At 63.6% G+C, this 16284-nt stretch carries 30 protein-coding genes and 1 tRNA gene; 11 read left to right on the top strand and 20 right to left on the bottom strand.

From position 1 onward, the window contains the following. Window positions 1-7: 7 nt before the first annotated feature. Genes DV707_RS07120 through DV707_RS07105 form a run of 4 tightly spaced genes read right to left on the bottom strand, consistent with a single transcriptional unit; the run spans window position 8 to window position 2875 of the window. Window positions 8-1042, bottom strand: a complete 1035-nt coding sequence (locus tag DV707_RS07120; protein WP_103989948.1) for a tyrosine-type recombinase/integrase — start codon at window positions 1040-1042, stop codon at window positions 8-10. After that, on the bottom strand, window positions 1029-1913 hold the full coding sequence (locus DV707_RS07115) for a hypothetical protein (protein WP_103989949.1): 885 nt from the start codon (window positions 1911-1913) through the stop codon (window positions 1029-1031). The genes DV707_RS07120 and DV707_RS07115 overlap by 14 nt, the downstream gene beginning before the upstream one ends. Further along, entirely contained in the window at window positions 1910-2662 is a 753-nt protein-coding gene (locus DV707_RS07110; protein ID WP_103989950.1) for an HNH endonuclease, read from the bottom strand. Before DV707_RS07110 ends, DV707_RS07115 begins: the two co-directional genes overlap by 4 nt. 3 nt (window positions 2663-2665) lie before the next feature. Next, complete coding sequence (locus DV707_RS07105; RefSeq protein WP_103989951.1) at window positions 2666-2875, bottom strand: ribbon-helix-helix domain-containing protein; 210 nt, start codon at window positions 2873-2875, stop codon at window positions 2666-2668. A 175-nt stretch (window positions 2876-3050) separates the two neighbouring features. On the opposite strand from DV707_RS07105, the gene DV707_RS07100 reads away from it, so the two are divergent. The 3 genes from DV707_RS07100 to DV707_RS07090 are packed head-to-tail and all read left to right on the top strand — an operon-like array spanning window position 3051 to window position 3993. Continuing rightward, window positions 3051-3368 carry a helix-turn-helix domain-containing protein gene (locus DV707_RS07100; RefSeq protein ID WP_103989952.1) on the top strand — a complete coding sequence of 106 codons (318 nt, stop codon included), beginning with the start codon at window positions 3051-3053 and terminating at the stop codon, window positions 3366-3368. A gap of 1 nt (window position 3369) precedes the next feature. Then, a complete protein-coding gene (locus DV707_RS07095; RefSeq protein WP_103989953.1) occupies window positions 3370-3678 on the top strand; it encodes a hypothetical protein in 309 nt (102 codons plus the stop codon). Window positions 3679-3684: 6 nt separating this feature from the next. Next, window positions 3685-3993 (top strand): hypothetical protein, encoded by a 309-nt coding sequence (locus tag DV707_RS07090; RefSeq protein WP_136361813.1) that lies wholly within the window; start codon window positions 3685-3687, stop codon window positions 3991-3993. Here DV707_RS07090 and DV707_RS07085 read toward each other — a convergent pair. From DV707_RS07085 to DV707_RS07040, 12 genes are all read right to left on the bottom strand, one after another. Beyond that, window positions 3956-4540, bottom strand: coding sequence for a hypothetical protein (locus tag DV707_RS07085; RefSeq protein WP_103989954.1), 585 nt, complete (start codon window positions 4538-4540; stop codon window positions 3956-3958). The genes DV707_RS07090 and DV707_RS07085 overlap by 38 nt on opposite strands. A gap of 194 nt (window positions 4541-4734) precedes the next feature. Continuing rightward, window positions 4735-4878: a hypothetical protein gene (locus DV707_RS18435; RefSeq protein WP_160113899.1), complete on the bottom strand. Its 144-nt coding sequence runs from the start codon at window positions 4876-4878 to the stop codon at window positions 4735-4737. Further along, on the bottom strand, window positions 4875-5027 hold the full coding sequence (locus tag DV707_RS18430; protein WP_160113900.1) for a hypothetical protein: 153 nt from the start codon (window positions 5025-5027) through the stop codon (window positions 4875-4877). Before DV707_RS18430 ends, DV707_RS18435 begins: the two co-directional genes overlap by 4 nt. Beyond that, on the bottom strand, window positions 5020-5274 hold the full coding sequence (locus tag DV707_RS07080; protein ID WP_103989955.1) for a hypothetical protein: 255 nt from the start codon (window positions 5272-5274) through the stop codon (window positions 5020-5022). The genes DV707_RS18430 and DV707_RS07080 overlap by 8 nt, the downstream gene beginning before the upstream one ends. Next, on the bottom strand, window positions 5271-5696 hold the full coding sequence (locus DV707_RS07075; RefSeq protein ID WP_103989956.1) for a hypothetical protein: 426 nt from the start codon (window positions 5694-5696) through the stop codon (window positions 5271-5273). The genes DV707_RS07080 and DV707_RS07075 overlap by 4 nt, the downstream gene beginning before the upstream one ends. Before the next feature lies 1 nt (window position 5697). Further along, complete coding sequence (locus DV707_RS07070) at window positions 5698-6075, bottom strand: hypothetical protein (protein WP_103989957.1); 378 nt, start codon at window positions 6073-6075, stop codon at window positions 5698-5700. Continuing rightward, a complete protein-coding gene (locus DV707_RS07065) occupies window positions 6075-6803 on the bottom strand; it encodes a hypothetical protein (protein ID WP_103989958.1) in 729 nt (242 codons plus the stop codon). Before DV707_RS07065 ends, DV707_RS07070 begins: the two co-directional genes overlap by 1 nt. Next, window positions 6803-7021 (bottom strand): hypothetical protein, encoded by a 219-nt coding sequence (locus DV707_RS07060; protein ID WP_103989959.1) that lies wholly within the window; start codon window positions 7019-7021, stop codon window positions 6803-6805. Before DV707_RS07060 ends, DV707_RS07065 begins: the two co-directional genes overlap by 1 nt. Continuing rightward, the gene (locus DV707_RS07055; protein ID WP_136361812.1) at window positions 7021-7518 is read right to left on the bottom strand and encodes a hypothetical protein; all 498 of its coding nucleotides are present in this window, start codon (window positions 7516-7518) and stop codon (window positions 7021-7023) included. Before DV707_RS07055 ends, DV707_RS07060 begins: the two co-directional genes overlap by 1 nt. A gap of 5 nt (window positions 7519-7523) precedes the next feature. Beyond that, window positions 7524-7946 (bottom strand): hypothetical protein, encoded by a 423-nt coding sequence (locus DV707_RS07050; RefSeq protein WP_136361811.1) that lies wholly within the window; start codon window positions 7944-7946, stop codon window positions 7524-7526. Between the two features lie 12 nt (window positions 7947-7958). Continuing rightward, window positions 7959-8465 (bottom strand): hypothetical protein, encoded by a 507-nt coding sequence (locus DV707_RS07045; RefSeq protein ID WP_136361810.1) that lies wholly within the window; start codon window positions 8463-8465, stop codon window positions 7959-7961. A gap of 1 nt (window position 8466) precedes the next feature. Next, window positions 8467-8679 (bottom strand): hypothetical protein, encoded by a 213-nt coding sequence (locus DV707_RS07040; protein ID WP_136361809.1) that lies wholly within the window; start codon window positions 8677-8679, stop codon window positions 8467-8469. A 130-nt stretch (window positions 8680-8809) separates the two neighbouring features. Between DV707_RS07040 and DV707_RS18425 the strand changes: the two genes are divergently transcribed. The 6 genes from DV707_RS18425 (at window position 8810) to DV707_RS07015 (ending at window position 11666) form a co-directional block, all read left to right on the top strand. Next, complete coding sequence (locus tag DV707_RS18425) at window positions 8810-8947, top strand: hypothetical protein (protein ID WP_160113901.1); 138 nt, start codon at window positions 8810-8812, stop codon at window positions 8945-8947. Further along, on the top strand, window positions 8944-9450 hold the full coding sequence (locus DV707_RS07035) for a hypothetical protein (protein WP_136361808.1): 507 nt from the start codon (window positions 8944-8946) through the stop codon (window positions 9448-9450). Before DV707_RS18425 ends, DV707_RS07035 begins: the two co-directional genes overlap by 4 nt. After that, window positions 9413-9877, top strand: a complete 465-nt coding sequence (locus DV707_RS07030; RefSeq protein WP_136361807.1) for a hypothetical protein — start codon at window positions 9413-9415, stop codon at window positions 9875-9877. The genes DV707_RS07035 and DV707_RS07030 overlap by 38 nt, the downstream gene beginning before the upstream one ends. Next, window positions 9874-10542, top strand: a complete 669-nt coding sequence (locus DV707_RS07025) for a hypothetical protein (protein ID WP_103989965.1) — start codon at window positions 9874-9876, stop codon at window positions 10540-10542. The genes DV707_RS07030 and DV707_RS07025 overlap by 4 nt, the downstream gene beginning before the upstream one ends. Continuing rightward, complete coding sequence (locus tag DV707_RS07020) at window positions 10539-10970, top strand: hypothetical protein (RefSeq protein ID WP_103989966.1); 432 nt, start codon at window positions 10539-10541, stop codon at window positions 10968-10970. Before DV707_RS07025 ends, DV707_RS07020 begins: the two co-directional genes overlap by 4 nt. A 111-nt stretch (window positions 10971-11081) precedes the next feature. Then, complete coding sequence (locus tag DV707_RS07015; RefSeq protein WP_103989967.1) at window positions 11082-11666, top strand: tyrosine-type recombinase/integrase; 585 nt, start codon at window positions 11082-11084, stop codon at window positions 11664-11666. Between the two features lie 221 nt (window positions 11667-11887). On the opposite strand, the gene DV707_RS07010 is transcribed toward DV707_RS07015, so the two are convergent. The 3 genes from DV707_RS07010 to DV707_RS07000 all read right to left on the bottom strand — a co-directional run bounded on the left by DV707_RS07010 (window position 11888) and on the right by DV707_RS07000 (window position 12900). Further along, a complete protein-coding gene (locus tag DV707_RS07010; protein ID WP_103989968.1) occupies window positions 11888-12436 on the bottom strand; it encodes a hypothetical protein in 549 nt (182 codons plus the stop codon). After that, on the bottom strand, window positions 12433-12777 hold the full coding sequence (locus tag DV707_RS07005) for a hypothetical protein (RefSeq protein ID WP_103989969.1): 345 nt from the start codon (window positions 12775-12777) through the stop codon (window positions 12433-12435). The genes DV707_RS07010 and DV707_RS07005 overlap by 4 nt, the downstream gene beginning before the upstream one ends. Before the next feature lie 49 nt (window positions 12778-12826). Next, window positions 12827-12900 (bottom strand) — tRNA-Lys (locus DV707_RS07000). 176 nt (window positions 12901-13076) lie between these two features. On the opposite strand from DV707_RS07000, the gene DV707_RS06995 reads away from it, so the two are divergent. Then, the gene (locus DV707_RS06995; RefSeq protein ID WP_103989970.1) at window positions 13077-14531 is read left to right on the top strand and encodes a DHH family phosphoesterase; all 1455 of its coding nucleotides are present in this window, start codon (window positions 13077-13079) and stop codon (window positions 14529-14531) included. Between the two features lie 67 nt (window positions 14532-14598). Continuing rightward, on the top strand, window positions 14599-15030 hold the full coding sequence (locus DV707_RS06990) for a universal stress protein (protein ID WP_103989971.1): 432 nt from the start codon (window positions 14599-14601) through the stop codon (window positions 15028-15030). Window positions 15031-15036: 6 nt separating this feature from the next. Here the strand turns inward: DV707_RS06990 and DV707_RS06985 are convergent, their stop codons facing one another. Beyond that, complete coding sequence (locus DV707_RS06985) at window positions 15037-16242, bottom strand: inorganic phosphate transporter (RefSeq protein ID WP_103989972.1); 1206 nt, start codon at window positions 16240-16242, stop codon at window positions 15037-15039. Window positions 16243-16284 lie beyond the last annotated feature (42 nt).

The following is a 16284-nucleotide window of genomic DNA, read 5'->3' as shown; positions in this document are numbered from 1 at the left end:
TTTCGACTCATAGGTCTATCTTCCTATTAATGTGGTGCCGACGTCGCTCTTCCATCCGCTCGCGCGGATCCGCGACGTCGTAGTGTTGTTCGATAGTCGATACTGAGGAGTTGACTCGATTCGCGACGACCTCCGGCGGGATCCCGATATCGAGCTGCCACGTGATCGACCCGGTACGGATCTGGTGCGGGCTCCTCGAGGAGGGACACTTCGATGCGTGCTTGTAGTGCGCCCACTCGCACGTGGCGCGATCGCGACCGTGCGGACACGCGCTGTGTAGACACGGGATCGTCGCGACGTAGCTCCAAGAGCGGACGGTCCCCGCGACCGGTCGTCCGGCCGCGCTCGCGAGCAGCGGCGCGCGCCCGTGGTCGTCGCGAACGTCGGGACGGTTCTCGTCGATCCACTCCTCGAGGACGATCGTCGTATCGTGCGGGAGTGCGACCGGGCGCTCGCCGCGGGACTTGTTCTTCAACGGCGTCCCGGTGCCCGGTCGGTGAACGAAGTCGACGTAGTCCTCGTCGAGATAGGCGTCGCGGACGTCGAGCGCGCGAAGTCCGCCCTGGCGGGCTCCGGTGACCCACGCGAGCTCGAGGAAAACGTGTTCGCGAGAGGCGCGCCGGTGGCCCTCTCGGTAGTACTCGAGTAGCGGCAGCGCTGCCGCGGCATCGAGTCGGACCTCGTTGCTCCGATCATCCTCGTCGACGTCCGGGATCCGGACGGCCTCGGCGAACCCGTCGTCGACGGCACCGAGGTCCTCGAGGAAGTCGACGAACATCCGGAGGGTCCACATCTCGCCCTCGAGCGTCGCCGGCGCGACGGCGTCACTCCGAACACCGAAGTACTCGTCTAAGTCGAGTCGGCCGATCTCGTCGACGCGCTCGATGCCGACGTCGTCGCACCACTCGACGAAGAGCTTGAGCCGGTAACGCCATGTCGTCACGCTCGCCTCAGTCGCGTCGGACTTACGACGTCTCAGATAGCGCTCGACGGCCTCTCTCGGAGAGAGCGCGCCGGGATCGCGGCGGTTACGCTCGGACATCGGTATCCGAGTCGTACTCCGCGCTCGCGTCGACCTCGACCGCGGAGAGGCCCGCGCCGGTCGCCCACCCCATCGCTCGCGAGAGTGCGCGCGTCTCCGCGAGTTCGTTCAGGTTGCCCTCCGCGCCGGAGAGGTCCTCGTCAGGGAGGTAGGCCGTCCCGGTACCGGTCGCGACGAGGTCGTCGCTCTCGCCGTCGTACACCCACGCGCGGGCCTCGGCGAGTTCGTTGTCGCTCTCGCCCTGGAAGGTCACCATCTCGGTCTTCGTTCGGTAACCCTCCTGGCGGGCGAGCCGCTGGAAGCCCTCGCGACGGATGTACGGGTCCCCGCCGAGGGTCATAACGAATCGGTCGTCGACCCCCTCGATCGCCTCCGCGAAGGGGTCGTCTATCTTCGGCGTCGGGGCTTCGGGCTCGGAGGGGGTCGGGGGTTCGGCGTGATCGTCGCGATCGCCGTCGCCGCTCGCCTCCTGGTCGACGTCGACGACCTCGACATCGGAGCTCTCCGAACCGTCGTCGCTCATCGGCGACCCGCCGGTCTCGACGACGTCGTCGATCGTGGTGATGAGCGATTCGTCCTGGACCGACTCCATCATCATCGCGATGATATGCGTGCAGCAGTCGCCGGCGAGCTCGCCCTCGTGGAACGCGAAGCCGTCGCAGTCGCAGTAGCCGACGAGACCCTCCTGGTCCTCAACGAGCGCGACTCTGTGCTTGTCGCCGTCACCGACCTGGACCCAGGAGCGATTCGGTGCGTTGTCCGGCTCGATGTCGATCTCTTCGTCGCGAGCGCGCCGGAAGGGTTCGCTCTGGGCGTCGCGAGCGGCGTACGGATCCACGCGCCGGGCCTGATGCGGGAGGTCGGGGTTCACCGGAACCACCCCACGATTCGATCGGTAAGTCCCGGGTCCTCGAGATCGCACTGCTGAAGGCCGAAGCGCCCCTCAAGGATCCACTCGTCAGGAACGTCGGCGACGTCCTGGAGGTCGTCGGCGAGCGATTCGACGGCGGCTTGTACTTCGCGTGGATCAACGTCGTCCTCGTTGACCGCCAGTTGCACGCGGCGGTACAGGTCGATCTCCATCCGGAGGCCGTCTTCGCTGATTGTCTTGTCCTCAGCGAATGCTTCGACGTCGACGTTCGCGACGTCCATCTCGATACCGCCGTCGGCGATGACGGTGTGCTCGTGGAGCTCGTCGTGCTCGTGAGACGCGACGGCTTCCAGGTTCTCCGGCGCGTTGTTCCACCGGTCCCCGTCGACGTGGTGAACGTGACGCTCGTCGTCGAGCGCGTCGAGCTCACCGTGTGCGAACGCGGTGAGTCGGTGAAGGTAGACGTACCACTCGCGCCCTCCTTCCGAGACGCGGATCCGCGGGTAGTGATCTAGCGAGAACTCGACGCGCGGGCCGACCGTGAAAGAGCGCATCCCGCCGTCGGTCGCGACCTCGGGATCGCTCCCGATCTCCTCGAGGACGTCGGTCGGATCCTCGCCGGCGACCTCCGACCAGGCGCGAAGCGTCCGGGCGCTCTGTCGGGCGCGCCGGAGGGCTTCGTCCTGGTCGACGGCTTTTTCGGCTGACCGGACTAGATCAGAGTCGGGGGCGTCTGGGTCACTGGACATGGTTCACGCCGCCCCCTCATTCCGATTACTCTGAGTGCTTTCGTCGACCGAAAGCATCTCTTTCTCGCACTCGAACGGAGTGCCAACGCTTTCGCGAAGAGCCTGCCGAACGTACTTCGAGTACGACATTCCGTGTTTCTCAGCCTCTTCATCGATCGTTTCGTCCATCTCAAGTGGCATTGAGATGGTCACCGATAGGCTTCTCTGAGCCATTGCGTTAGCTAACAATTAACCGATGTAAGATATAGATTACGGTGTCTCTAATTAAGTCTATTAGACTTATTGAGGGACATCTTTCTAAATAAAGTCTAATCTACCAAATAAAATCTACTGTACTTCCATACAGAGATACGGTAACAATAATAATCGCCGTCTTGGTTATTTGTTTATGCGCTACTCGGGCGACTGGATGGTGCTCGCTGATGACCGGATACTCGAATATATTCGTGAAAATGGATCCGGCCGCCCAACTGCGATGGCAGAAAGCGGTTATGTTCGATACTCTCGGCAGTATATTCACACCCGATGCAAGAATCTCGTCGAGCACGGGCTGCTCAAGCATTTAGGAAATGGTGTGTACGTCATCACCGAGCGCGGAGAGAGGTACCTAGACGGCGAGATCGACACCTCAGAAGACGCGCCGGACGAGGTCGACGCCGGCGACGTGAGTGTGGGAGAACCGGAGCCCGACGAGAACCAGGCCTGAGATGAGTGAACGGAGGTCCGCCTACTGGATGAAGCAGCTGGACGAGCGGATCCTGGAGCACTTGGAGACCGAGGGCTGGGCGACGCCGTCGACGATGGCCGAAGAGAAGGGGTTCACGGCGTCTGAGGGCCACATCTGGGAGCGGTGTCAGATGCTCCACTATGTGAGATTTATCGCGCCGATTCACGGCGATATGTATGAACTAACGACGGACGGGAAGCTGTACCTCGAGGGCAAGATTGACGCGGAGCATCGACCGCGACCGACTGTCGATCGCGTTCTTCGGAGTCGGCACCGCGGAGAAAGTTGAAATCTGATGAGTAGGGTCGCCGTTGCGCTTCGACAGGTCGTACTTCCACCGCTAAAGAGACTCGCTGCTCTTAGTCTGAAGGTTGCGATCGAGGTTCCTGTAGCCTATTGGCTCGCATCTTTGATCAGCTGGGTACTGAATAAGGCGCTTGTTCCTCCTGAAGCGATTCAGAACATAGTGGGAGTGTCGAACACTATCGAGTCGCTTCTGTTCGTTCTGATCCTCTACAGAGGATTCTGTTGGTCGGTTCCAGAAAAATACTACAAGTCGGAGAACGCTACGGAAGACGACGGTTCCGGCGGAACTGAAGAGTAGATATCTCCACGATCGTCCTCGGATCCGCGTCACTGCTAATTTTGGCGATGTAGCCTATAACGGAACCGAGGGCGAAACAAAGGCCTAGGAACAGGGTGATCGGGCTCGCGTTGAGACGTTCGGCCAGAGTAACGTCTGCTGGACCGAGTAGGAGCGCGAACCCGACACCAACCAGTGGATACCCCTGAGCGATCAGGGCGAGACCTCCCATACAGGCGAATATGACCACAAAGTTGTAGTAAGAAATTGCAATTACCGCCTGTTGCAGGGTCGAGATCTCTTGTTGTTTTTCCTCGTCCATCGTCCAATCATCGTGGTACATTGCCTGAATAGCGTAGACTCCGAGACCAACGACTGAGAGGAGGGCGAAATAGACGGGGAGTGAGCCGAACCCATCAGTAATGATGAGTCCCAGAATGGCCGGGAGGCTGAATAGACCGATACCGGCGATCATCACTGCGGTCCCGACTGTCGACGTTAATAGGTATTCGACAGCCCGTTTACCGAGGTCAATCCCTTCATCGACCACGGTAGTCGTACTAGCCATCTCGTCCAAAGATACGTTCCTGACTGTGTAAACATTTGGGTAACGCTACGTCAACGATCTGTAACAGAATGTAACGGTGATGTCGGGGCGTGTGGGACGCTACCCGGGACTCGTCGGGGCCGGCCTCGTCGAATCCGTCTGTCGATTTTTACCAGACGGACTTAAACAACGGTATTAAGTAAGTAATCAACTGATTAGCGCCACTCGTCGACGTCTTCGGTGATGAGCGTGACGCCGGATCCGAGCAGCATCGTCTTGACGGGATCCCGGCGCGGCGGATCCTCGTCGACGTCGATCGCCTCCCAGTCGTCGACGTCCTCGAGATCGTCCCAGTTCATCGGTCGTCAGCTCCGATCCGCTGCCGAACGAACGCGACGGCGCGCTTCGACCAGGTCGCCGGCGACGTCAGCAGCGCGAGAATGACCACGGCGTTCGGCGCGCCGGTCGCGGCGAGCCATTCGGCGGCGACGGCGGTAACGTCAGCCATCGTTATCACCGCCGTCCGTGCGGACGATCCGTGGGCGAAGGGCTTCGACGTCGCGGGAGTCGACCTCGAGCTCGCTCCGGAGGCGATCGTCGTCGACGTCGTCGCGACGCTCGGCCAACGCGACGACCGCCGCCGCGATCGTGGCGACGCGCGGTCTGAGTCGGAAGACGAGCATCGCGAGAACGATGAGGAACGTCCCGACGTCGACCGGTGACCCAAGCCATCCGACGTCGACGAAGAGGATCATTCTTCGGCGGTCACCCCTGCGAGGATCGTCAGCAGCGGGCGAGCGAGGTAGAGGAACGCGCCAACGGCGACGAGAACCACCACGGCCTTGAACTGCCAGCCGGTTTCGCCCGTCGCGACGTCTCCCGTAGTCGGACCGATCAGGTCGACCGTATCCTCTTCGCCGTTCAGGGTACCCTCGTAGTCGAACGTGGCGTCGTAGACCGTGCGCACGGGTCCGCGGAGGAACCGATTGTTGAACTCCTCAGGCTCGCCGTCACCGTCAGTGTCGACCGCAGCGCCCCCCGATCCTTCGGGAGCGACGTCGAAGAACCCGCCACCGGTCTCATCGTCGAACTGCCGACCGATCGACTCGTCGACGGATCCGGCCGCGTGATCGGCCGCTCCCGCGACAGTGTCGTAGGCGTCACCAAGGACGCCCATCTCAGCCACTACCTCCGATTAGTGCGAGCGCGCCCAAGAGGACGACCGCGCCGACGGCCTTCGGCCCGATCGAACCGAGGACTGTTGCCGACGCGTCGACGGGCTCTTGGTTTGAGGAACTCTCAGCGTTCTCCCACTCGATGCCGGTCTCGGTTCCGCGGGCGATCAGCTCACCTTCCGGCCCGCCGCGCCGGACTGTCACCCCAGGACTGAGCGACGTGAGCCGGTCGCGGAAGTTCGAGACCGAAAAGGTCCGCGAGAGCATATTCAGCTCTTCTTGGAGGAACTTCGTCGTATCCCCCAGGTTCGGATCATCGGGATTTGAGTACGAGAGCGTCGCATCGTCGGGCCCGCTGAAGTAGATCGTTTGCTCGGACACTACCCGTCACCTCCGCTCGCGACGACGGCGACGATCGCGACGAGTATGGCGACAGCTCCCGCGGAGATCGCGCCGACGAGCGGGAGGGAGATGCCGCTCGTCTCCTGGCCGGAGAGCTCCGCGAGTCGCGATCGGAGTGCATCGTCGAAGTTCATCAGCGGTCGCGCCACCGACTGCTCCGAGTCGGGATCGAAGATGTGCGAGCCCGAGTCAGAACCGATCAGGTTCGGGACCTCGTCCCAGGACGTCGGGACGGATCCGTCGTCGACGTCCGGGTCCCAGTTGTTCGGATCCTGGCGCGGATCGTTCTGATAGGGATCTCCGGCGTCGCCGCTGTTCGATCCACCCGTTGAGCCGCCGGTGTCGGGCGGCGGATCGGGATCGGGGTCCGGGGGTTCGGCGTCGGAGCCTCCCGGTCCGGGAAGTGCGGGGCCGTCGCTGCTGGGGTCCGACGGCGGGTCATACTCTTCGTCGCCGTCGTCGCCAACGTAGGCGTCCGATGGGGGCACGGACGAACCCCCCGAGTCGTCATCGTCGGACCCGCCCGCTCCCGGAGCGTCGGACGGGTCGCTGTCGCCAGCGACGCCGCCAAAATCGACGCCGTTTCCGGGACCGGACGGCTCCGAGGTGGTGTCGACTCTGCCACCGCCGGTGACGCCGGTATCGTCGAAATCCTCGTTGTCGTCTGCGCCCCAATTTGTGGGGTCACGACGTGGATCGGAATACATCAGGATTCACCGCCCGTTGTGACGCACATAACTGTGTGTCCGGCCGCCGTCTGTTCTTCTGATTTGAGCTCTCGAATATCGAGGACGTCTATCTCAACCTCCGAGCCATCAACCTGGCGACGGTATCTCTTTCCCGCGACGATTTCGTCGATCGCGCTCGGCCACGGGCCTTGCTCTTGCGGACCCCCAACTTTGTCGACTGGCGCTTTTCCGTTCATCAGTATTTCACCTGTCTTAGCTGCATTTCAACGATGAACTCGTCAGTCACCTCTACATCGGACTCGTTCCGGAATCGGATCTGAACGGGGTTGGTAGGAGTAGCTATCAGTGACCGCAGCGCTTTGTTCTGGGCCGCTTCGTTGGTCGGCGCTCCTGTATCAGCGACCTCCCAATACGACTTATTAAACCAGATTGGGTTGTTATATTGCTGAGTCGCGTACAGTGCGAGGAGACCTCCCGAACCAACCATTATTTCGATTTTATGGCTCCCCGTTGTGGCACCGCTATCAGCAGGGGCTGGTGAGTTGAGCCGCATCTGCTGAACGTATTGAACGGCATCATTCGGCGCGAAATGTTCGATTAAGAGATCTCCCCCGGCTGGAACTGTGGTTGTCTGACTAAGGTCGGTGTTGACGATCTCGGGGCGGTTCTGCGTGGCGACAGTCTGTCCGCCGCCTTGCGTGCCTTCCTGGCTCCACGGTGGTCTGCCGGGCATCTACATCACCCCCCGAGGTACCGACTGAGCCCACCCGCATAGTCGACGTACGGGAGAACACGGAACCGGTAGGCGTAATCGGCGCTGGTATTCGTCGTTTTCACAACGATATGATCCCCCTGCTCGACTGGCTGGCTCGTGTGATACGGGTCACCGTCAGGTTCTCCCGTGATGAACTGCTCGCCGTCGCCGTAGGTCGGCAGCGGGAGATCCTCAGCTCGATCGGGCCCCTGATCTCGCCGAACCACCGGCCGAATTTCGAGCGCGTCCTCCGAACCGGGGACAGCCCACACACGGACGCCCTCGACGGTCCCGTCGCGGGGGACCTCCCAGGCGACCTCGAAGTCGGTCGTATCCGGCGGGACCTCGTCCTGGAGGTGTGGAGTCACCTGCCGCTCGTCGGTCGTCAGCTGCGAAAGAAGTGACATTTGAGGTCCCTCCTAGGGCTCGCTGTACCAGAACCGACACGAGCTGTCGGCCGTGTCGATCTGGTTGCCGTCCGATGCGGAGTCCGCGACGACGACGAGCTGGAGCTTTCGGTGCGGATAGGCGTACGGGCCCATCGCGGGCATCGCCGGGCGCTCGGTCCGCTCGTCGCTTGCGGCGTCGCGGAGCGTCCCGAGGTCCCCGAGTTCCTTCTGGGCTTTCACCTCGTCGCCCGAGGAGTCGGTGATGCGGACCATCACGTCTCCCTCGATCGGATCGCCGTCGGTGCCCGAGCCCGCGCCGGACGCCTCGAGGTCGGCGTACATTCGCTTGAGATCGAGCGGGGAGTCCTCGCCACCGTGACCGAACCAGTTGGTCTTGTCGGCGGGAACCTGCCGCTCCCAGACGACGATGTGCTGGCCGGCGCGAAGCGCCTCGTCGCCGTCGAGATGCGAGCTCTTGATCGCTCGTGGAGAGCCCGATCGGGCGAGGTCGTCGGCGGGGAAGAGCGTCTGGGACATCTCAGACACCACCCGTCCCGGAGTCGCCCGTTGCCGGGTTCGTTCCGATGAACTCGCCGATGGCGCTGTTCACTCGACCTGCGAGATTCTCACCGATGGAACTCGCCAGATGGAAAATGACGAATCCGATGATGATGAGGCCGACCGTTACGACTGCGTTCGTTGGGTTGTCGGTGCTGACTTCTTCGTCAGCGAATGGAACATTGACTTTCACGGCGAGTCGGCCTTGTATCGGGATTGAAAAAGGCGTCTGAGCGGGATATCCATAGAAATCAGTTATTTATCAAACTATCCGACGAATATCCCGCGTACGGGTTTAAGACCGACAGGGAATTATCCCAGATATGCCGATTTTCGGCCTGGCCGATGCGAGCATCGTCGCGATGATCTTGGGAGCGAGAGCACAGCGGACGTCGACGAGACTGTTCGTGTTGGTGGTCTGGGCCGTGTCGGCGGCATTTTCACTCGGAGTGACGATATGACAGCAACGACAGCCTGCCCCGCTTGCGGGGCATCGTTCCAGAGAGAATCGAAGGAGGAAGCCAACACGGCGACGATCTCGCATATGTCCTCGAAAACCGATGAGGACCATTCCGGGATCGGCTTCCAGAAAGCAACCCAGATGCTCGAAGTCCACAGCGCCGCCGGGGACGGACTCGGATCCGGGACGCCCGAATCCGAGACGGATTCCCAGGACGGTGCCGACGACCTCGAGCAGGACGTCGACGACGATCCCGGATCGGATCCGGGATCTGAACAGGGATCCCAGGATATCCGGGATCAGAACGATCCGGGATCGGAGAATCCCACGATGGGGCGCGGGCCGCCCGAAGCGGAGACGTGCCCGGACTGCGGGAGCGAGGACTACTACGACGCGACGGAGGTCCTCCGCGCGGGCGAGCACGGTCCCGAAGCGACGCGAGCGCTGACAGAGCACGATCGGGTGTGTGCCGACTGCCAGGAGGTGTATAGTCCCGATGGCTGAGGTCGATTTCGACGAGTCGGCGTTCGGGGATCTCGGCGAGCCGACGAGCACAGCTGAAGAAGCAGCGGAGAGCGTAGCCGAGGAAGCCGCCGAAACGGCCGCAGACACCGGCGATGAGCGAACCATCGATATCACGGATATCCTGAAGAAGCTGCTCACGGCCGACGAACACGGGCCGCGTGCGGAGACGCTCCGGGAGTCCGGACTCGAGGATGGAATGGAGCACGTCGGCGATGGGCTGCTCGATTGGATTCTCGACGTGGTCGACGTCGAACTCGGCGATACCCTCGGACCACTCGGGAAGATGGGCCGCGGGATATCCCAGATGCTCAGTAACGCCGATGTCGACGAGAGCGATCAGTCCGACGACGAGCCGGACGAGGACCTGGAAGACGTGGCGACGCCGGGAGGTGCAGCGGCGGTATGAAGGCGAAACACGTGATGATCGGCGGCTCCTCGGGTGGCGGAAAGACGACCTACGCCCGGGAGATGTACGCGAAGCACAACGGAGTGAGTATCTGGGTGAACCACAATGACGAGGACGGGCTCACGAGCCGAGACGTCGACGGTGCGCGCGTCGCCCGGTCGTTCTCGGAAGCGAAGGACCTCGTTACGTCCTGCACCACGCAAAGAGAACTCCGCCGGCTCCGGATCGACTATCGGTGTTCGGATCCGACGAAGGGCGTCGCCGATTCACGTCAGCTCGCGCTCGCGATCGCCGATGCGACCGACGCCGAGGTGTGCACTCAGATCATCGTCGACGAGGGCCATACCGTTCTCCCGGACGACGAGGATACGTCGGCGGTGAAGACCGGAAACCCGCTCGCGAAGATCCTCCACGAGGACCGCGACGAGAACGTGAAAGGTGTCGTTATGACCCAGGATCCGACCGAACTGTACTACCCGCCGATCAAGAACTGCAAGTACTTCGTGTGGTGCGGAGAGGTGAAGACGTGGCATCGGGGATATCTCCGGTACTACGGGCTGAACGAAGTCGATCTCCCGACCGAGGACTGGCGCTATGTCGTCATCAAGCCGACTGATCCGCCCCAGGTGATCGACCGCGGAACGACCTCGGAGGAATACGCATGAGTACCCGCCGACGCGCGAACGAACGCCAGGGTGAGGCCGCCGGGAAGATCATCGCCGCCGAGGTTAACGGCGAGCACGTCCCTGGTGAATCCTACTGGTACGACGTCGTCACTCCGAACGGAACGAAGATCGAGGTCAAGTCGACGCACACGGAGCTCGACGACGGATCCGAAGGCCGCTTCCGACTCTGGGAGGATCAACACACGTCTCTGACCAGCGCCGAAGCGAGTGGGACCGCGTGGTATGCGTTCGTCCTCTTCTCGACCGACGACGAGGTCGTCGGGATCCAGCGCCGAAAGCCGTCGACGGTGACGCGGATCGTTCGGGAGATCGCCCTCGAGGACGGCGAGCCGTGGTCGGTAGCGAAGCATCGCGAGCGGGAGGCCCGACAAAAGAAGGTGCCGTGGTCCGAGGTGATGAGCATATGACCGACAATCGGAGGGGAATCGGACGATTTCCCACCAAACCGACCCCCTGGACCACCGTGATCGCCACGCCTACCCCGGGGGAAGTGACCGACAAGCGCGCTTCCCGGACAAATGCTCACTGAACCATTCGACGAAGAGGACGGCCGGCGGGTATGGCTCTCCGACCAGGAAGTCGACCAGCTCCTCGAGCGCGTCGCCGATCGGCAGCGCCGGATCGCCTTCGCTCTGGGGGCGCGCTGCGGGCTCCGGTCGCACGAGGTCCTCGACGTCGCGCCCGCCCATGTCGTCGACTCCGACGTCGGAACGATGCTCCGAGTCGTCGACGGGAAAGGAAACAAGCCGCGGGAGACTCCGATGCCGGCGACGCTCGCCGAGTCGATCCGCACCGTCGGTGACGTTCGCGACGCCGACGTCGACGAGCCGATCATCGACCGCTCGACGAGAACACTTCGTCGATGGGTCACCAATACGGCCGACCTTCTCGCCGAAGAGACCGACGATGAGCGCTGGACCTACCTGAGTTTCCACGACCTCCGTCGAACCTGGGCCGGCGCGCTCGCGAACGATGACGTCGACGAACAGGTCGCGCTGCTCTGGGGCGGCTGGAACGACCTCGAGACCTTCCTGAACCACTACCGCGGCGAAGCGTCGCCCGCCGCGCAGCGGCGCGAGCGCGGAAAAGTCGACTGGCTCTAGACACTTCTTCGGTGACATCGTCGTCACCGGGTGAACCTCCGATGACGGATCCGGAAAGCCTCTAATCGTGACGCTTCGCGACGCTACAGCCGATATACCTCACAGTAACGAACCTCTATTTACACACTACACCTCTCACTAAGATTAGGAGTAGGCTAGTGGTGGCGGCTTCGCGAGCTCCGTTCGTGGGCCGCTTCTCGGTGTGGTCGGTGACGACATCGTCATAGCTTCGCTTTCCGGTGACGTTTCTCCTCGAGCTTCTCGACGAGGTCGTCTCGATCGAGGTCGCGCTCGACGACCCGGACCAGGTCGTCGGAGAGATCGTCGGCGCGGACCTTCAGCCGATTCAGCTTGTCGTCGCGGCGCTCGTACTCGAGGGCGGTCCACCTCTGAGCGAGACTAGCCCAGGCGCGCGAGACCTGCTTGTTGTAGAGCTCCGTCTCCGGCCGCGCCATCGACTTGACCTCGGTCGCGGTGACCGCGCCGCCGTCCTGGTTGCCGGTGATCGCTCGACGGACGACCTCGTTTCGTGAGAGCCACTCGGCGCGCTTCTGATCCGACGGGCCGCCGTCCGCTCGAGCTCCGTCGGACGTCTCACCGGCGACACCGTAGGCGGTGTCTGCGGTCCGCTTCACTTCCTCAAGGTCCTGGCGGAGCTGCTCGTTCTCCTCTTCGAGCTCTTCGACTTTCTCGAGGAGATACTTCCGGGCGTTATGAAGCGCGCGGACCTGGCCCTCGAGGTCGTTCAGGCGCTCGTCGACGTCCGTCATGGTGGAGAGCACCTCCGCCGGAAGACGCCGGCTTCTCCCGCGAGCGGATCACGGATATGCTGCCGAACCGCGTCGTGTACCGCCTGCTCACCGACGCGCATATGCTTGATCCAGGAGTCCCCGTCGTGCCGCGTGTTGACCTTGTAGTAGGCGACGTCGCCGTTCTCGTCCTCTTCGCGAACGTAGCCGTCCCACCCTTCGGAGTCTTCCCAGAGACGGAGCTCTCCGTTCTGGAAGAGGTCGTCGACCTCGAGCTCGCGCCGTTCGACGACGATGGCTCGGAGACGGTTCTCGTCGAGATCTAGGTCGGCGTCGACGGAAAGAGCATCGTCGACGCTCACGCGCGCTCACCTCGATTAACCTGAGGTAAGCAAACGTTTACAGATCGGACGGGCCGGACGCGATTTGAACGCGCGACCGTCTGATTAAGAGTCAGACGCTCTGCCGGACTGAGCTACCGGCCCACTGCATCCGATCGTTTCGGTGGCGCGATTAAAGATGTTTCCTTTCGCTCGGAGACGCGTCATCGACTCCCACGAACGAACTCGACCCGACGGACGCGGGGGACTCCCGCGGTGGACGTCGGTCCCTTCGCCCAAACGAGTGCTGTTAAGTGTCGTCCGACGCGATGTACGCTAAAATGAGCGCTGGGGTCACAATCTCTTCGATGTCCACCTACGCCATCCTCGGATGCGGGAGCGTCGGCTACGCGGTGGCCGAAGACCTCGTCGAGGAGGGGAAAGACGTCCTCATCCTCGACAAAGACGAGAGTCGCGTCGAATCCCTCCGCGATCAGGATCTGAACGCCCAGCAGACCGACATCGCCGACACCGACGTCGCCGACGCCGTCGCCGACCGGGACGTCGTCTTGATCCTCGCCTCGGACGTCGAGGCCAACAAGGCGGCCGTCTCGGCGATCCGCGAGAGCGGCGGCGACCAGTTCATCGTGGTCCGCGCGTCCGATCCCGTCTCCGAAGACGAACTCGCCGACCTGGGCGCGGACGTCGTCATCAACCCCTCGGAGGTCATCGCGGACTCCGCGCTGCGCTCGCTTGAGTCCGGCGAACTGGAGTACAAGGCGAGACAGCTCGCGGAGGTGCTCGAAGGGGCCTCGGAGGGACTGGCGGTGCTCACCCACGACAACCCCGATCCGGACTCGATCGCCTCGGCAGTCGCGCTGCAGGCCATCGCCCGAGAGCACGGCGTCGACGCCGTGATCAACTACGACGGCGAGATCGGCCACCAGGAGAACCGCGCGTTCGTCAACCTCCTGGGGATCGAACTCGTCCCGCTCTCGGAGGGGAAGCCCCTCTCGGAGTACGGGGCGGTCGCGCTGGTCGACCACATGAAGTCCGGAGACCCCGACATCGACGTCGAGGTCGACATCTTCATCGACCACTACGAGCCCGAAGAGGGGATCGAGGCGGCGTTCACCGACGTCCGCCCGAACGTCTCCTCGACGTCGACGATCCTCACGAAGTACCTCCAGGAGTTCGACCTCTCGCCGAGCGAGGCGGTCGCCACGGCGCTGCTCTACGGAATCCGCTCTGAGACGCTGGACTTCAAGCGGGAGACGACGCCCGCGGACCTCACCGCGGCGGCGTACCTCTACCCCTTCGCCGACCACGACACCCTCGAACAGGTCGAGTCGCCGTCGATGTCGCCGGAGACGCTGGACGTGCTCGCGGAGGCGATCCAGAACCGGGAGGTCCAGGGCAGCCACCTCGTCTCGAACGCGGGCTTCATCCGCGACCGCGACGCGCTGGGGCAGGCCGCCCAGCACCTCCTGAAACTGGAGGGCATCACGACGACGGCCGTCTTCGGGATCGCCGACGACCGGATCTTCCTCTCGGCGCGCTCGAAGGACATCCGGATGAACATCGGGAAGATCCTCCAGGACGCCTTCTCCGGAATCGGCGAGACCGGCGGCCACTCCACGCAGGGCGACGTCGAGATCCCGCTCGGCATCTTCACCGGGATCGAGACGAGCGACGACAACCGCGACACGCTCTTACAACTCACCGAGGAGGCCGTCCGAAAGAAGCTCTTTCAGGCGATGGGCGTCGACAGCTCCGAGAGTGGCAACGGGAGCTAGCGGCGCGGCCGATTCCGAGTACCGAGCGACCCCCCGAGGATATGTGTCCTCCTTTCGTAGCGCACCTATGCACCCCTCACACGTGCTCGTCCCGCTCGACGGATCGCCGCTCGCTGACGACGCACTCGTGCACGCCCTCGACGTGTTCGACTGTCCGGTGACCGTCCTGAACGTGGTGACGCCCGCCGACGCCGGGATGAGCGAAGGGGGGATCCTCGAACCCGACGAAGATCGACTCGGGAGCGCTCGCGAGCGGGCCGAACGCGTCGTCGACCTGGCGAGCGAACAGGCCCAGACGGTCGATCGAACCGTCGAGACGGTCGTCGAGACCGGCGATCCCGCCGAGACGATACTCGCGTACGTCGACGAACACGACGTCGATCACGTCGTGATGGGCGGTCACGGAGGCGAGCGAAGCGGTGTCGCCGGCCGCTTGCTCGGGACGGTGGCGACGAGCGTCGTCAGCGATGCGCCCGTGACGGTGACCGTCGTCCGCTGAGGACGGCTATCCGCCGAGTACCGCGGCCAGCGCCCTGTAGAGACCGAAGCCGATCGTCGTCGAGGCGACGAGCGTGATGAGCCAGAAGGCGATCGTCACGCCGATCTTCCGGCGGGAGACGCCCGCGGAACCGCCGGCCAGGCCGCCGCCGATGACCCCCGAGATGATGATGTTGTTGAACGAGATCGGGATGCCCAGCGCGATGGCCACCTGGGCGATGATGAACCCGGGGACCAGCGCGGCGATCGAGCGTCTAACTCCCAACTGCGCGTACTCGCGCGAGGTCGCCTGGAGCAGTCTGGGCGCACCCATCCACGCCCCGCCGAGGATGCCGACCGCCCCGAGCGCGAGCAGGAGAACCCCGGGGAGCCCGAGTTCGGCCCCGTAGAGGTTTTCGAGGGGGCCGGTGGCCAACCCGACCTGACTGCCGCCGCTGGAGAAGGCGACGACGCTCCCGAGCAGGACCAGGAACGTCCGGATCCCCCTGTCGACCGACTCCTGCGTCCGCCGGCGGATGAACCGGAAACTCACTGCGGCGGCGATCAGCGTCACCAGGACGACTGCGGGATCGACTCCTGCGACGGCCGGCGTCGGGAGCTGTCTCGCGAGAAAACCGGCGATCGAACTCTGTGCCGCCTCGGGCGGTGAGGGGACGATCGCCAGTTGGACGTTGGCGATGATCCCGCCGACGACGGCCGCCAGGAGGGGAACGCCGACGGTCTCGGGGATGTCGTCGCGGCGGAGGATCGTCGCCGTGAGGTACGCGAGGCCACCCGAGACAGGCGGCACGAGCGCCCAGAAGGTCACGATCCGCCGGTAGGTGTCGGTCGCGGGATCGCCGCCGAGCGAGAGGCCCACCCCCACCATCGCCCCGGTGGTCGCGAACGCCGCGGGGACGGGGTAGCCGCTGTAGACGCCGAACGCCATGAATCCGGCAGCGGTCAGGAGCCCGGCCGTGGCCGCGAGCGACGTGATCTGGACCCCCTCGATGAGGCCCGCCCCGACCGTCTCGGAGATGGCCCCGCCCTGAGTCAGCGCACCGAGCGCGGCGAGGATGCCGATGAGGAACGCCGCCCGCATCGTCGAGATGGCGTTCGCACCGATCGCGGGGGCGAAGGGCGGCGAGTTGCTGTTGGCGCCGAGCGCCCACGCTGTGACGAGGCTCGTGAGCGTCGCCAGTACGACGAGCGTCCAGAAGAGGAGTCCCGGCACCCTCAGACGCCCCCGCGAATCGGCGTGGCAGACATATCCCAC

Origin of the sequence: Halobellus limi (genome assembly GCF_004799685.1) — an archaeon.
GTDB lineage: Archaea > Halobacteriota > Halobacteria > Halobacteriales > Haloferacaceae > Haloquadratum > Haloquadratum limi.
Note: the sequence above shows the minus strand (reverse complement) of the source record. Positions and strands in the feature narration are given on the sequence as shown.

Coding starts and splice junctions, on each gene's coding strand:
- DV707_RS07110 (WP_103989950.1), bottom strand. CDS start 2,662: ATGTCCAGTGACCCAGACGCCCCCGACTCTGATCTAGTCCGGTCAGCC.
- DV707_RS18425 (WP_160113901.1), top strand. CDS start 8,810: ATGCCGATTTTCGGCCTGGCCGATGCGAGCATCGTCGCGATGATCTTG.
- DV707_RS07025 (WP_103989965.1), top strand. CDS start 9,874: ATGAAGGCGAAACACGTGATGATCGGCGGCTCCTCGGGTGGCGGAAAG.
- DV707_RS07020 (WP_103989966.1), top strand. CDS start 10,539: ATGAGTACCCGCCGACGCGCGAACGAACGCCAGGGTGAGGCCGCCGGG.
- DV707_RS18435 (WP_160113899.1), bottom strand. CDS start 4,878: ATGAACTGGGACGATCTCGAGGACGTCGACGACTGGGAGGCGATCGAC.
- DV707_RS07060 (WP_103989959.1), bottom strand. CDS start 7,021: ATGAACGGAAAAGCGCCAGTCGACAAAGTTGGGGGTCCGCAAGAGCAA.
- DV707_RS07100 (WP_103989952.1), top strand. CDS start 3,051: ATGCGCTACTCGGGCGACTGGATGGTGCTCGCTGATGACCGGATACTC.
- DV707_RS07035 (WP_136361808.1), top strand. CDS start 8,944: ATGACAGCAACGACAGCCTGCCCCGCTTGCGGGGCATCGTTCCAGAGA.
- DV707_RS07120 (WP_103989948.1), bottom strand. CDS start 1,042: ATGTCCGAGCGTAACCGCCGCGATCCCGGCGCGCTCTCTCCGAGAGAG.
- DV707_RS07065 (WP_103989958.1), bottom strand. CDS start 6,803: ATGTATTCCGATCCACGTCGTGACCCCACAAATTGGGGCGCAGACGAC.
- DV707_RS18430 (WP_160113900.1), bottom strand. CDS start 5,027: ATGGCTGACGTTACCGCCGTCGCCGCCGAATGGCTCGCCGCGACCGGC.
- DV707_RS07075 (WP_103989956.1), bottom strand. CDS start 5,696: ATGGGCGTCCTTGGTGACGCCTACGACACTGTCGCGGGAGCGGCCGAT.
- DV707_RS06995 (WP_103989970.1), top strand. CDS start 13,077: ATGAGCGCTGGGGTCACAATCTCTTCGATGTCCACCTACGCCATCCTC.
- DV707_RS07105 (WP_103989951.1), bottom strand. CDS start 2,875: ATGGCTCAGAGAAGCCTATCGGTGACCATCTCAATGCCACTTGAGATG.
- DV707_RS07055 (WP_136361812.1), bottom strand. CDS start 7,518: ATGCCCGGCAGACCACCGTGGAGCCAGGAAGGCACGCAAGGCGGCGGA.
- DV707_RS07085 (WP_103989954.1), bottom strand. CDS start 4,540: ATGGCTAGTACGACTACCGTGGTCGATGAAGGGATTGACCTCGGTAAA.
- DV707_RS07090 (WP_136361813.1), top strand. CDS start 3,685: ATGAGTAGGGTCGCCGTTGCGCTTCGACAGGTCGTACTTCCACCGCTA.
- DV707_RS07080 (WP_103989955.1), bottom strand. CDS start 5,274: ATGATCCTCTTCGTCGACGTCGGATGGCTTGGGTCACCGGTCGACGTC.
- DV707_RS06990 (WP_103989971.1), top strand. CDS start 14,599: ATGCACCCCTCACACGTGCTCGTCCCGCTCGACGGATCGCCGCTCGCT.
- DV707_RS07050 (WP_136361811.1), bottom strand. CDS start 7,946: ATGTCACTTCTTTCGCAGCTGACGACCGACGAGCGGCAGGTGACTCCA.
- DV707_RS07010 (WP_103989968.1), bottom strand. CDS start 12,436: ATGACGGACGTCGACGAGCGCCTGAACGACCTCGAGGGCCAGGTCCGC.
- DV707_RS07095 (WP_103989953.1), top strand. CDS start 3,370: ATGAGTGAACGGAGGTCCGCCTACTGGATGAAGCAGCTGGACGAGCGG.
- DV707_RS07015 (WP_103989967.1), top strand. CDS start 11,082: ATGCTCACTGAACCATTCGACGAAGAGGACGGCCGGCGGGTATGGCTC.
- DV707_RS07045 (WP_136361810.1), bottom strand. CDS start 8,465: ATGTCCCAGACGCTCTTCCCCGCCGACGACCTCGCCCGATCGGGCTCT.